This window comes from Amycolatopsis sp. 505, from assembly GCF_031625235.1.
Taxonomy (GTDB): domain Bacteria; phylum Actinomycetota; class Actinomycetes; order Mycobacteriales; family Pseudonocardiaceae; genus Amycolatopsis.
In genome coordinates this window covers 136848-151391 of the sequence record NZ_JACKQP010000006.1, presented here as the reverse complement: position 1 = coordinate 151391, position 14544 = coordinate 136848, and the positions used below count along the sequence as shown (strand labels likewise).

General features: G+C 74.8%; 1 protein-coding gene. It reads right to left on the bottom strand.

Annotation, left to right across the window (positions count from 1 at the left end):
- Nucleotides 1–8 precede the first annotated feature (8 nt).
- Nucleotides 9–14531, bottom strand: coding sequence for an SDR family NAD(P)-dependent oxidoreductase (locus H5965_RS22925; protein ID WP_310972179.1), 14523 nt, complete (start codon nt 14529–14531; stop codon nt 9–11).
- Nucleotides 14532–14544: the final 13 nt, after the last annotated feature.

The window sequence follows — 14544 nt, the reverse complement described above, 5'->3', positions numbered from 1 at the left end:
CCACTGTCTCAAGAAGTCCGGAAGGTGCTGTCGATGAAGTCGAAGAGCTCGTCGTCGCCGGCGCCGCTCAGGTCGGTCCCGCCGGCCAGCTCGGTCCACCGCGTGAGGACGCCCCGCAGGCGCGCGGTGATCTCGTCGCGGGCCAGGTCCGCCTCGGTGGCGGTCTCGAACGCGGCCTCCAGCCGGTCGAGCTCGTCGAGCAGGCGGACGCCGGAGTCGCCGCCCCCGAACCGGCGGTCGAGCTCCTCGGCCAGGTCGGCGGCCGTCGGGTGGTCGAAGGCGAGCGACGCGGGCAGGGTCAGCCCGGTCCCGGCGGCGAGCCGGTTGCGCAGCTCGACGGCCATGAGCGAGTCGAACCCGAGCTCCTTGAACGCGCGTTCGGGCCCGATCGCCGCGCCCGAGGTGTGCCCGAGCACGCCCGCGACCTGGTCGAGGACCAGCGTGAGCAGCGCCTTCGGCCGCTCCCCCGCGGGCAGCGACGCGAACCCGGTCGACGTCGGCTCCGGCTCGGCCACGGCCTCCCGCGCCGCCGGGAGGTCGGCCAGCAGTGGACGCGGCCGGGCCGCGGTGAAGACCGGCGTGAAGCGGGCCCAGTCGACGTCCGCGACGACGACGGCCGGGTCGTCGGCGGCCAGCGCCCGCCGGAAGGCCGCGACGCCCTTCGCCGGGTCGATCGGCGGCAGACCACGTCCGCGCAGCATCCGGACGGCGTCGGCGTCGGCGGCCATGCCCGAGCCGGCCCACGGGCCCCAGGCGATCGCGGTCGCGGCCAGCCCACGGCCACGGCGTTCTTCGGCCAGTGCGTCGAGGAAGGCGTTGGCCGCGCCGTAGACCGCCTGCTCGCCGCTGCCCCACACCCCGGAGATCGAGGAGAACAGCACGAAGGCGTCGAGGTCGTGCGTCAGCTCGTCGAGGTGCCGCGCGCCGGCCACCTTCCCGGCGAGGACGGCGGACACCTCCTCGGGCGTGATCTCGGTGAGCGGGCCGTGCTGGCCCGTGCCGGCCGCGTGCACCACGGCGGTCAGCGGCAAGTCCGCCGGGATCGCCGCGAGGACGTCTGCCAGGGCGTCCCGGTCGGCCGCGTCGCAGGCGGCGAGCGTGACGCGGACGCCGAGAGCGGACAGCTCCGAGGCCAGCTCGGCCGCGCCGGGTGCCTCGACGCCGCGCCGGCTGGTGAGGACGAGGTGTTCGGCGCCCGCCTCGGCGAGTTCCCGCGCGACGGCGGCGCCCAGCGCGCCGGTGCCGCCGGTGATCAGGATCGTGCCGCGGGGCCGCCAATCCCGGGTTTCCCCGGCCGGGGCGGGAGCGAGCCGGCGGGCGAAGACGCCGTCCGGGCGGATGGCGACCTCGTCCTCGGTGCCGTCGGCGAGGACCGCGGCGAGCCGGGCCCCGGCCGCCGCGTCGAGGGTTTCCGGCAGGTCGGCGAGGCCGCCCCAGGCGGACGGCAGCTCGAGCGCCGCGATCCGGCCGAAACCCCAGGTGGTCGCCTGGTCGGGGCGGGAAACGCCGTGCACCGCGCCCTGGGTCAGGCACCACAGCCGGGCCGGGACGCCGGAATCCGCGAAGGCTTGGGTGAGCGTCAGGTTGGCGGCGAGCCCGGCCTCCGCGTCACCGGTGAGGGCCAGCAACGAGACGACGCCCTCGACGTCGGCGTGGTCGCGCAGCACGGCGGTCAGGCTGGCTCGGTCCCCCGCACCGGACGAGACCACCGGCTCGGCGCCGTGAGCGGCCAGCGCCCGCGCGACGTCGTCGGCGAGGACGTCGCCGACGACGAGCCAGCGGCCGGTCAGCCGTCCCGCGGACGCGGCCACCGGACGCCAGCCGACCCGGTACCGCCCCGCGTCCACAGTGGACGCCAGGGCCGCGGGTTCGAGCCAGAAGCGGGATCGCTGGAAGGCGTACGTCGGCAGCTCGGTCCGCCGGGCACCTTCGAGGAGGGCCGAGGCGTCGAGCGGGAAGCCGGCGGTCCGCAGCCGCGCGAACGCCGTGACCACGGCCCGCGGCTCGTCCTCGCCGGCGCGCAGGGTCGGGATCGCCGGGATGTCGGCGGTTTCGGCCGCCATCGCGGAGAGGACGCCGTCGGGGCCGACCTCCAGGAAGGTGCTCGCCCCCTGGTCGGCGAGGGTGCGGACCGCGTCGGCGAACCGGACGGTCTCCCGTACGTGCCGCACCCAGTAATCGGCCGTGAACGACGAAGCGAGCGCCCCGGTCAGGGTCGACACGACCGGGATCACCGGCTCGCGGTAGGTCAGTTTCGCCGCCACCGTCCCGAATTCCGCCAGCATCGGGTCCATCAGCGGCGAGTGGAAGGCGTGGCTGACGCGCAGCCGCTTCGTCTTGACGCCGCGGGCCGCGAACTCACCCGCGAGCGCCAGCACGGCGGACTCCGAACCGGAGAGCACGGTGCTGGCCGGCCCGTTGACCGCGGCGATGCCGACACCGTCGGTCAACGCGGCCTCGACGTCCGCTTCGGGTGCGCCGACGGCGACCATCGCGCCGCCTTCGGGCAGCGCCTGCATCAGGCTCGCCCGCGCGGCGACCAGCGTGCACGCGTCGGGCAGCGACAGCACGCCGGCGACGTGCGCGGCGGCCAGTTCGCCGATCGAGTGCCCGGCCACGAAGTCCGGCCGGACGCCCCAGGATTCGACGAGCCGGAAGAGGGCGACTTCGAGGGCGAAGATCGCGGGCTGCGCGTGCCCCGTCTGGTCGAGGTCGCCCGGTCCGACGTCCCCGAGCAGGGCACGGACCTCGGCGAAGACCTGCGCGAACACCGGGAACCGCGCGGACAGCTCCCGGCCCATCCCGGGTCGCTGCGCGCCTTGCCCGGTGAAGAGGACGGCCAGGCGGCCGGGTGCCCCGCTGCCGGTGAGGGCGCCGAGGTCGCCGAGCGCGGCCAGCCCGGCCAGCAGCTCCGGACCGGTCTCGCCGACGACCGCGGCGCGGTGGCCGAGGTCGGCGCGGGTGGTGGCCAGGCTCAGCGCCACGTCCGCGGGGTGCACTTCGCGGTCGCTGAGGAAGTCGTGCAGGCGGGTCGCCTGGGCGCGCAGGGCCGCCGGGGTCTTGGCCGACAGCAGCCACGGCACCGGGCCGGTGACCGGCGACCGCTCCTCGGCCACGACGTCCGGGGCTTGCTCGAGGATGGTGTGGGCGTTGGTGCCCGAGATGCCGAACGACGAGACACTCGCGCGCCGCGGCCCGTCGGAGGTCCACTCGCGCGCCGAAGTCAGCAGCTCGACCGCACCGGACGTCCAGTCCACTTGGGACGTCGGTGCGTCCACGTGCAACGTTCGCGGCAGGACGCCGTGCCGCATCGCCAGCACCATCTTGATCACGCCCGCGACTCCGGCCGCGGCCTGGGTGTGCCCCAGGTTCGACTTCACCGAGCCGAGCCACAACGGCGTGGCACGATCCTGCCCATACGTCGCCAGCAGGGCCTGGGCTTCGATCGGGTCGCCCAGTTTCGTCCCGGTGCCGTGCGCCTCCACCACGTCCACTTCGGACGGAGCGAGGCCCGCGTCGGCCAGGGCGGCCCGGATCACCCGCTGCTGGGACGGGCCGTTCGGCGCGGTCAGGCCGTTCGACGCGCCGTCGGAGTTCACCGCCGACCCGCGCACCACGGCCAGGACGTCGTGCCCGTGCCGGCGCGCGTCCGACAGCCGCTCCACCAGCAGCAGGCCGACGCCCTCGGCCATGCCGGTGCCGTCCGCGCCCTCGGCGAACGCCTTGCACCGGCCGTCCCCGGCCAGGCCGCGCTGCTGGCTGAACGCGAGCAGCACGCCCGGCGTCGGCATGACCGTCACGCCGCCCGCGAGCGCCAGGTCGCATTCGCCGCTTCGCAGCGACTGGACCGCCAGGTGCAGGGCCACCAGCGACGACGAGCACGCCGTGTCCACCGTCAGCGCCGGCCCTTCCAGGCCGAACACGTACGACAGCCGGCCTGAGGCCACCGACGACGTCCCGCCGGTCATCAGGTGCCCTTCGAGACCGTCGGTGGCCGCGCCGGCACCGTAGCCGGAGGTGGCCGCGCCGACGAACACGCCGGTCCGGCTGCCGCGGACCGACAGCGGGTCGATGCCGGCGCGTTCGAACGCCTCCCAAGTCGCTTCCAGCAGGAGCCGCTGCTGCGGGTCCATGGTCAGCGCTTCGCGCGGCGAGATGTCGAACAGCTCCGGGTCGAACCGGCCGGCGTCGGCCACGAACCCGCCGTTGCGCGTGGAGACGCGGCCCGGCGTCCCGGGTTCGGGCGCATACAGGCCGTCGAGGTCCCAGCCGCGGTCGGCGGGGAACGGCGAGATCGCGTCGACGCCGCCCGCGACCAGGTCCCACAGGTCCTCCGGCGAGGCGACCGAGCCCGGGTAACGGCAGCTCATCGCGACGATGACGACCGGGTCGTCGCCGGTCGCGCCGGCCGGGACCACCGCGGCCGGCTCGGGCTCACCACCGAACAGCCCGGTCCGCAGGAAGGTCACGAGAGCCGCCGGGGCCGGGTGGTCGAAGACGAGCGTCGCGGGCAGCCGCAGGCCGGTCGCGGCGCCGAGCCGGTTGCGCAGCTCGACGGCGGTCAGGGAGTCGAAGCCGAGTTCGGCGAACGAGCGGCCCGGCTCGATCTCGCCGGCCGTGTCGTGCCCGAGCACCGCGGCGACGTGGTCTCGGACCAGCTCCAGCAGCCGGCGGTCGCGCTCGGCGGCCGGCAGTTTCCGCAGGCGGGCGGCCAGGTCGTCCCCCGCCGGCACCGCGGTGGCCGTCCGGCGGGTGCCGCGGACGAGCCCGCGCAGGAGCGGCGGGACCGGGCCGGTCGTGGCGGACAGGTCGAGCCGGGCCGGGATGGCCAAGGTCTCGCCGCGGGCGATGGCCGCGTCGAACAGCGCCAGGCCTTCGGCGCCGGACAGCCCGGTCATGCCGCCCCGCGACATCCGGGCCAGGTCGGCGGCGCCGAGGTGGCCGGTCATGCCGCTGGCCTCCGCCCACAGGCCCCAGGCCAGGGACACGCCCGGCAGGCCGAGCGCGCGGCGGTGCGCGGCCAGGGCGTCGAGGGCGGTGTTCGCGGCCGCGTAGTTGCCCTGCCCGGCCGTACCGAACACGCCCGCGGCCGCCGAGAAGAGCACGAACAGCGCGAGGTCCTGGTCGCGCGTCAGCTCGTGCAGGGTGACGGCGGCGTCGACCTTGGGCCGCAGCACGGCCGCGAGCTTCGCCGGGTCGAGGCTGGTCAGCAGGCCGTCGTCGAGGACGCCGGCGGTGTGCACGATCCCGGTGAGCGGCCGGTCGGCCAGCACCTCGGCGAGCGCGTCCCGGTCGGCCGCGTCGCACGCGACGACGGAGACTTCGGCGCCCAGGGTGGTCAGCTCGTCGGTCAGTTCGGCGGCGCCGGGAGCGTCCGGGCCGCGGCGGCTGAGCAGGAGCAGCCGCCGGACGCCGTGCGCGGTCACCAGGTGCCGCGCGATCCGGGCGCCGAGCGTACCGGTGCCGCCGGTGACGAGCACGGTGCCGTCCGGGTCGGGTTTCCGCGGCAGGGTCACGACGTTCTTGCCGACGTGCCGGGCCTGGCTGATGAACCGGAACGCCTCCGGCACCTGCCGGATGTCCCAGGTCCGCCGCGGCAGCGGGGTGAGCGCGCCGGTTTCGAAGAGCCCGGCGAGTTCGCGCAGGATCTCCTGCAGGCGCTCGGGTCCCGCTTCGATGAGGTCGAACGCGCGGTAGCGCACCCCTTCGTGCGCGCGGGCGACGTCCTCGGCGTCGCGGACGTCGGCCTTGCCCATCTCGACGAACCGGCCGCCGCGCGGCAGCAGCCGCAGGGACGCGTCGACGAACTCGCCGGCCAGGGCGTCGAGCACGACGTCGACGCCGCGGCCGCCGGTCGCTTCGCGGAAGTGGTCCTCGAAGGACAGTGAACGGGAGTCTCCGATGTGGACAGTGTCCAGCCCCAGTTCTTCGAGCACGTCGTGTTTCGACGTGCTCGCGGTGGCGAACACCTCGGCGTTCTTCCAGCGGGCGAGCTGGACGGCGGCCATGCCGACGCCGCCCGCGGCCGCGTGGACGAGCACGGACTGGCCCGCTTCGAGCCCGCCGAGGTCGAACAGGCCGTAGTAGGCGGTGGCGAAGGCGACGGGCACCGACGCGGCATCGGCGAAGCTCCACGCCGCCGGCATCGGTGTCACCAGGCGGTGGTCGGTGACCGCGACCGGGCCGAGCGCACCGGCGAACAGGCCGGTGACGCGGTCGCCGACGGCGAGTCCCCGCACCCGTGACCCGGTTTCCAGCACGACACCCGCGGCCTCGCCGCCCATCAACGCCTGGCCCGGGTACATCCCCAGGGTGATGAGGACGTCCCGGAAGTTCAGCCCGGCCGCGCGGACCTCGACCCGGATCTCGTCCGGCCCGAGTTCGGCTTCCGGAACCGGCATCGTCGCCAGGCCGTCGAGCGTGCCGGTGCCGGTGGTGCCGACGCGCCAGGCGTCGTCCGCGGGCAGGGTCAGCTCGGCCGCCGGACGGGCGAGGCGCGGGACGAGCAGTGTCCCGGCGCGGGCGGCGACCTGCGGTTCGCCCGAAGCGAGCGCGGTTCCGATCGCGGCCTGCACGTCGGCCCGGTCGTCGACGTCCACGAGCACGAACCGGCCCGGGTGCTCGGACTGGGCCGAGCGGATCAGGCCCCACGCCGGGGCCTGATCCAAGGCGGGCACCGGGTCGCCGGGGAGCGCGGCGAGTGCGCCGGTGGTGAGCACGACGAGCCGGGCGTGAGCGCACCGCGGGTCGGCCAGCCACTCCTTCGCGGCTTCGAGGACCTGCTCGACACTCGTCACCGGCAGCACAACAGCGGCCGGCACGACATCGAGCCTGGCCAGTTGTGAGTGGTAAGGCGGGTTAGCACCAGCCTTACCACTCACGACCTGGGCGAGCGGAGTCCATTCCGTGCGGAACAGCGCATCCGGCGTTGCGTCCACTGTGGACGATGTCACCTGGAACGCGAGTGAGCCGATGCGCGCGACCGGGTTGCCGGCCGGGTCGGTGGCCACGACGGAGACCGCGTTCGGCCCGGCCGCGGCCAGGCGCACCCGCAGGGCCGTCGCTCCGGTGGCGAACAGGGCGGCATCGGTGAAGGCGAACGGCAGCCGCGCCCGGCCGTCGTCGGGGAAGAACCCGCCGAGGCCGAGTGCGTGCAGGGCGGCGTCGAGCAGGGCGGGGTGCACGGCGAACGCGTCGGTACCGGGCAGCTCGACCTCGGCGAACACCGCGCCGTCGTGGCGCCAGGCCGCGCGGAGGCCGCGGAAGGCGGGCCCGTAGTGGTAGCCGGCCTCGGCGAGCGCGGCGTAGTGGGCGTCGACGTCGAGGGGGTCGGCGGCGGGCGGCCATTCGGCCGGGAGCCCGGCCGGTTCGGGGGTGCCGGGGGCCAGGACGCCCTGGGCGTGCCGGGTCCAGCGCGCGCCGGGCTGGTCGGGGCGGGCGCTGACGGTCAGGCCGCGGCGGCCGTCTTCCCCCGGCGGGTCGGCGACGACCTGGAGCTGCACGCCGCCGGTGGCGGGCACGGCGAGGGGTGCGCCGAGGGTGAGCTCTTCGACGGTGCCGCAGCCGGTGTGGTCGCCCGCGTGGAGCGCGAGTTCGGCGAACGCCGTGCCGGGCAGCAGGGCGGCGCCGAGGATGTCGTGGTCGGCGAGCCAGGGGTGGGTCTGCCGCGACAGCCGTCCGGTGAGGACGATCCGGTCGTCGTCGGCGAGGGTGACGGCGGCGCCGAGCAGCGGGTGGTCGACGGCGCCGAGGCCGAGCCCGGCGGCGTCGCCGGTGCGGACGGCCGGGCGCGGCCAGTACTGCTTGCGCTGGAAGGCGTAGGTGGGGAGGTCGACGACGTGGGCGTCCGGGAACGCCGGCGTCCAGTCGATGGCGACGCCGTGGACGTGCGCCTCGGCGAGGGCGGTGTGGAAGCGGGTCAGGCTGCCGTCGTTCTTGCGGAGGGAGCCCAGCGCGACGACGTCCTCGCCGAGCGCCATGGTCAGGACCGGGTGCGGTGACGCTTCGATGAACGTCCCGAAACCTTCGGACTTCAGGCGCTCGATCGCCGTGTCGAGGCGGACGGTGCTGCGGAGGTTGGTGTACCAGTACTCGGCATCGACATGTTCGTTCCACTCCCCGGTCACCGTCGAGAGGAAGGCGGTTTCGCCGTGGCGGGGCGTGATCGGGGCCAGGACGTCGAGGAGTTCGTCGCGCAGCTGCTCGACCTGGGCGGAGTGGGAGGCGTAGTCCACCGGCACCCGCTTCGCGCGGATCCCGTCGGCTTCGCAGGACCTGATCAGGTCGTCGAGCGCACCCGGCGTCCCGGAGACGACGACGGCGGTGGGGCCGTTCACCGCCGCGATCGACAGTCCGTCGCTCAGTCTCGTCGCCACCTCGTCGAGCGGTGCGGCCACCGAGACCATTCCGCCGCGTCCGGCCAGCGCGAGGATCGCCTTGCTGCGCAGGGTCACGACCCGAGCGCCGTCATCCAGCGAAAGCGCTCCGGAGACCACGGCGGCGGCAATCTCGCCCTGGGAGTGGCCGACGACCGCGTCCGGGACCACGCCGAACGACCGCCACAGCTCCGCCAGCGAAACCATGACCGCGAACAAGGCGGGCTGCACCACGTCGACCCGGCTCAACGCCGCCGCGTCGGCCAGTACGTCACGGAGCCGCCAGTCCACAAAGGATTGCAGCGCCGTCGCACACTCGTCCAGCCGGGCGGCGAACACCGGCGAGGACTCCGCGAGTTCGAGGGCCATCCCCGCCCACTGGGAACCCTGGCCGGGGAACACCAGCGCGACCTTGCCCGGCGCCTCGGCCACGCCGGTGACGACGTGGGCCGCCGGGGTGCCCTCGGCCAGCGCGGACAGGCCCGCGGCGAAGTCGCCCATCACGACCGCGCGGTGCGGGAGCGAAGCCCGGGTGGTCGCCAAGGAGAAGCCGATGTCGGCTGGAGCCGCGTCGACCCGCGCGAGCAGGGCCTGCGCTTGCCCGCGCAACGCGTCGGCCGACCGGGCCGACAGCACCCACGGCACCGGTCCCGCCTCAGGACTGGGCGTGGCTTCGGCCTGCGGGAAGGCCTCCAGGACCGTGTGTGCGTTGGTGCCGCTCATGCCGAACGACGACACCGCGGCCCGCAACGGACGGTCGGCCGACCACTCGCGCGACTCGGTCAGCAGCTCGACCGCACCCGACGTCCAGTCCACATGGGACGAAGGCGTGTCCACGTGCAACGTCTTCGGGAGGACGCCGTGGCGCATCGCCAGCACCATCTTGATCACACCCGCGACACCCGCCGCCGCCTGGGTGTGGCCGATGTTCGACTTCACCGAGCCCAGCCACAGCGGCGTCTCACGCGACTGGCCGTAGGTGGCCAGCAGCGCCTGGGCTTCGATCGGGTCACCGAGGGTCGTTCCGGTGCCGTGTGCTTCGACGGCGTCGACATCCGAAGTGGACAGTCCGGCGTCGGCCAGTGCCGCGCGGATGACGCGCTGCTGGGCCGGGCCGTTCGGCGCGGTCAGGCCGTTCGACGCACCGTCCTGGTTGACCGCCGAGCCGCGGACCACGGCCAGGATCCGGTGGCCGTGGCGCTGCGCGTCCGACAGCCGTTCCAGCAGCAGCAGGCCGGCGCCTTCGCCCCAGGCGGTGCCATCCGCGGCGTCGGCGAAGGCCTTGCAGCGGCCGTCGGCGGCGAGGCCGCGCTGGCGGCTGAACTCGACGAACGTGCCCGGCGTGGCCATCACCGTCACCCCGCCGGCCAGGGCCATCGTGCACTCGCCGAGCCGCAGCGACTGGACCGCCAGGTGCAGCGCGACCAGCGACGACGAGCACGCCGTGTCCACCGAAACCGCCGGGCCCTCCAGCCCGAAGGTGTAGGCCAGCCGGCCCGAAGCGACGCTCGCCGCGTTGCCGGTGGCCAGGTGGCCTTCGAGGACGTCGGCCGAGCCGAGGAGCAAGTTCATGTAGTCGTGGCTGTTCGTGCCCGCGAAGACGCCGGTCCGGCTGCCTCGCAGGGTCGCCGGGTCGAGGCCCGCGCGCTCGAAGGCCTCCCACGCGAGCTCCAGGAGGAGCCGTTGCTGCGGGTCCATCGCGAGGGCTTCGCGCGGCGAGATGCCGAAGAACCCGGGGTCGAACGCGCCCGCCGCGTCGAGGAACGCGCCTTCGGTCACCGTCACCGAGCCGAGCCGCGCGGGGTCGGCGTCGTAGAGGTTCTCCAGGTCCCAGCCGCGGTCGGCGGGGAAGCCCGAGACCGCGTCCGCGCCTTCGGACACCAGGCGCCACAGGTCTTCCGGCGAGGTGACGCCGCCCGCGTACCGGCAGCTCATCGCGACGATCGCGATCGGCTCGTCGGCGGCCGCGGACACCGTCGTGGGAGCTACGGCGACGGCGTCACCCAGGACGCCGGCCCGCAGGTGCCCGGCGAGCGCCTCCGGTGTCGGCCAGTCGTAGACGAGCGTCGCGGGCAGCGCGAGGCCGGTTTCCGCACGCAGGGCGTCCCGCAGTTCGATCGCGGTCAGGGAGTCGAAGCCCAGGTCCTGGAACGCCCGGTCCGGGGCGACGGCGGCCGCGCTGGGGTGGCCGAGCACCGCGGCGGCCTGGTCGCGGACCACCTGCAGCAGCACGTCACCCGCGGCGGCCGCGGACAGCCCGCGCAGCCGGGCGACGAGACCGCCGGGTTCGGCCGCCGGTTCGTCGAGGACGGCTTCGGGGATGGTGGTCAGCAGCGGGCTCGGCCGCCGGGAGGTGAAGGCGGCGGTGAACCGGGGCCAGTCGACGTCGGCGACGGTCACGTTCGTGTCGCCGCCCGCGGCGTGCAGCAGGGCCGAGACGGCCGCGTCCGGATTCAGCGCACGGAGGCCGCGGCGGAACAGGTAGTCCTCGGCGTCGTTGTCGGCGGCCATTCCGCCGTCCGCCCACGGGCCCCAGGCCACCGCGGTGGCGGCCAGGCCGCGGGCGCGGCGGGCTTCGGCGAGCGCGTCGAGGTAGGCGTTGGCGGCGCCGTAGCCGCCCTGCTGCCCGCTGCCCCAGACGCCGGCGATCGAGGAGAAGAGGACGAACGCGTCGAGGTCGGTGTCGGCGAGGAGTTCGTCGAGGTGGCGGGCGCCGGTCGCCTTGGCCGCCCAGTGTTCCGCGAAGTTGTCCACCTCGGACAGGGGGGCGGATCGGACGACGCCGGCCGTGTGCACGACGGCGGCGAGCCCGGGGCTGACCCGCTCCAGGAGGTCGGCGACGAAATCCCGGTCGGCGACGTCACCGGCGGCGAAGGTCACCCGGGTGCCCAGCTCGGCGAGTTCCGCGCTCAGTTCGGTGGCGCCCGGCGCGTCGGCGCCCCGGCGCGAGACGAGCACGAGGTGGTCGGCGCCTTCGCGGGCGAGACGGCGGGCGACGTGCGAGCCGAGCGCTCCGGTGCCGCCGGTGACGAGCACGGTGCCACGCGGAGTCCACTTCGGACCCGCCGGGGGCGCGTGCTCGAGGCGACGACCGAAGGTCCCTTCCGCGCGGATGGCGACCTGGTCTTCGCCACCGCCGAGCAGTGCCTGGAGCTTCTCCGGGGCCGCAGTGGCTGGAAGGTCGATCAGGCCGCCCCAGCGGTCCGGGTGTTCGAGCGCGGCGACGCGGCCGAGACCCCAGACGGCGGCCTGGTCCGGGTCCGGTGCGGGGTCCGCGTCGGTGACCCGGACGGCGCCCGACGTGACGCACCACAGCGGCGCGTCGATCCCGGCGCCGCCGAGGGCCCGCAGGAGGTCGATGGCCGGTTCCGGTCCGGCGCTGCTGAGCACGACGACCGGGTCGATGCCGCGCAGGTCCTCGGCGGTGACCGGGCCGTCGAGGCGCACCACGCGGCCGTCCCACCCGGCCAGGGCGGCTTCGAGCTGCGGAGACGGGTCGACGACGAGGCAGTCGCCGGCGAGGGCAGGCGTCTCGGTGGGCGCCAAGGGGGTCCAGGCGACCCGGTACCGGTCGAGCTCGACGTGGTGCCGCGCGGGGCGCGGCCAGAACCGTTCGCGCTGGAACGGGTACGTGGGCAGGTCGGCCCGCGGCCCGGCGGGCAGGTAGGCCGCCCAGTCGACGGTGCCGCCGCGGACCCACACCCCGGCGAGGGCGGTCAGCAGGGTGCGCTCCTCGTCGCGGTCCCGCCGCAGCGCGGGGAAGGCCGCCCCCGGCACCATCGCGCTGAGGACGCCGTCGGGGCCGAGTTCGAGGAAGGTGCGGACACCTTCGGCTTCGAGTGCCGTGACGCCGTCGGCGAACCGGACCGTTTCCCGGACGTGCCGGACCCAGTAGTCCGCCGTGAACGACGAAGTGAGAGCACCGCTCACATTCGAGAGCACCGGTATCCGCGCCGGGTGGTACTGGAGTTGTTCGGCGACCGCGCGGAACTCGTCGAGCATCGGGTCCATCAACGGCGAGTGGAACGCATGGCTCACCGACAGGCGCTTGGTCTTGGGGAACTGCGCCGCGACTTCGAGGACCGCGGACTCCTCGCCGGAGATCACCACCGACTCGGGGCCGTTCACCGCCGCGATCGAGACGCCCTCGGTCAAGGTGACGGCCGACTCCGGCGCGGCGATCGAGACCATCGCCCCGCCCGGCGGCAACGCCTGCATCAAGGAGGCTCGGGCCGAGACCAGCGTGCACGCATCGGACAGGGACAGCACTCCGGCCACGTGCGCGGCCGCGATCTCCCCGATCGAATGCCCGGCGACGAAGTCCGGGCGCACGCCGAACGACTCGACCAGGCGGAACAGGGCGACCTCGAGAGCGAACAACGCCGGCTGGGTGAACTCCGTGCGCTCCAGCCGCTCGGCATCGTCGAAGGCCTCGCGCAGCTCCGGCCGGAAGTGCGCGCACACCTCGTCGAACGCCGAGGCGTAGACCGGGAACCGCTCGTACAGCTCGCGGCCCATCCCGATCCGCTGGGCGCCCTGTCCGGTGAACAACACCGCCAGGCGGGTGTCCTCCCGAGCCTCCCCGGTGACCACCGTCCCGTCGAGGACGACCGCGCGGTGGTCGAGCGCGGTCCGGGTGGTCAGCGTCCGGGCGATGGCCGCGGGGCCGGCCGGCACCTCGGCGAGCCGGGAAAGCTGCTCCTGCAGCGCTTCCGGGGTCTTCGCCGACAGCGGCCACGGCGTCAGCGTGCCGACCGGCGCCTCCGCGGGCACCGGCTCGGCGGGCGGAACGGACTCGAGGATGGTGTGCGCGTTGGTGCCGCTGACGCCGAACGACGACACCGCGGCCCGCAACGGACGGTCGGCCGTCCACTCGCGCGGTTCGGTCAGCAGCTCCACCGAACCGGCCGACCAGTCCACATGGGACGACGGCGCGTCCACGTGCAACGTCTTCGGGAGGACGCCGTGGCGCATGGCCATGACCATTTTGATCACCCCGGCCACCCCGGCCGCCGCCTGGGTGTGGCCGATGTTCGACTTCACCGAGCCCAGCCACAACGGCGTCTCCCGGTCCTGGCCGTAGGTGGCCAGCAGCGCCTGGGCTTCGATCGGGTCGCCGAGCGTCGTACCGGTACCGTGCGCCTCGACGACGTCGACGTCCGAAGTGGACAGCCGGGCGTTGTCCAGGGCGGCCCGGATCACCCGTTGCTGGGCCGGGCCGTTGGGTGCGGTGAGGCCGTTGGACGCGCCGTCCTGGTTGACCGCCGAGCCGCGCACCACGGCGAGGACGTCGTGGCCGTGGCGCCGGGCGTCGGACAGCCGCTCGACCAGCAGCACGCCGGCGCCTTCGCCCCAGCCGGTGCCGTCGGCCGCCTCGGCGAACGCCTTGACCCGGCCGTCCGGGGCGAGCCCGCGCTGGCGGCTGAACTCGACGAACGTCCCCGGCGTCGCCATCACGGTGACGCCACCGGCCAGCGCCAGGTCGCATTCGCCCTGGCGCAGCGCCTGCGCGGCGAGGTGCAGGGCGACCAGCGACGACGAACACGCCGTGTCGACGGTCAGCGCCGAACCCTCGAACCCGAACAGGTACGCGAGCCGGCCGGAGACGACGCTCGCCGCGTTGCCGGTGCCGAGGTAGCCCTCGACGTCCTCGGCCGAGGACCGCAGCAGGGTCAGGTAGTCCTGCCCGTTGGAGCCGACGAACACGCCGGTCCGGCTGCCACGCAGGGACGCCGGGTCGATCCCGGCGCGCTCGAAGACTTCCCACGAGATCTCCAGCAGCAGCCGCTGCTGGGGGTCCATGGCCAGAGCCTCCCGCGGCGAGATCCCGAAGAACCCGGCGTCGAAGAGGTCGGCGTCGTGCAGGAACGCGCCTTCGCGGGCGTAGGTCGTGCCCGGTCGGCTGGCGTCGTCGAACAGCGCCGCGGTGTCCCAGCCGCGGTTGGCGGGGAACGCCGACACGGCGTCCCCGCCGCGGGCCACCAGGTCCCACAGCCCTTCCGGCGAGCGCACGCCGCCGGGGAACCGGCAGGCCATCGCGACGATGGCGATCGGCTCGGTCGCGGCCTCGACGAGCTGCCGGTTCTGCCGCCGCAGCCGCTCGGCCTCCTTGACGGAGGCGCGCAGCGCGTCGAGCACCTTCTCGGGCGTGGCCATGGTTCAGCTCCAG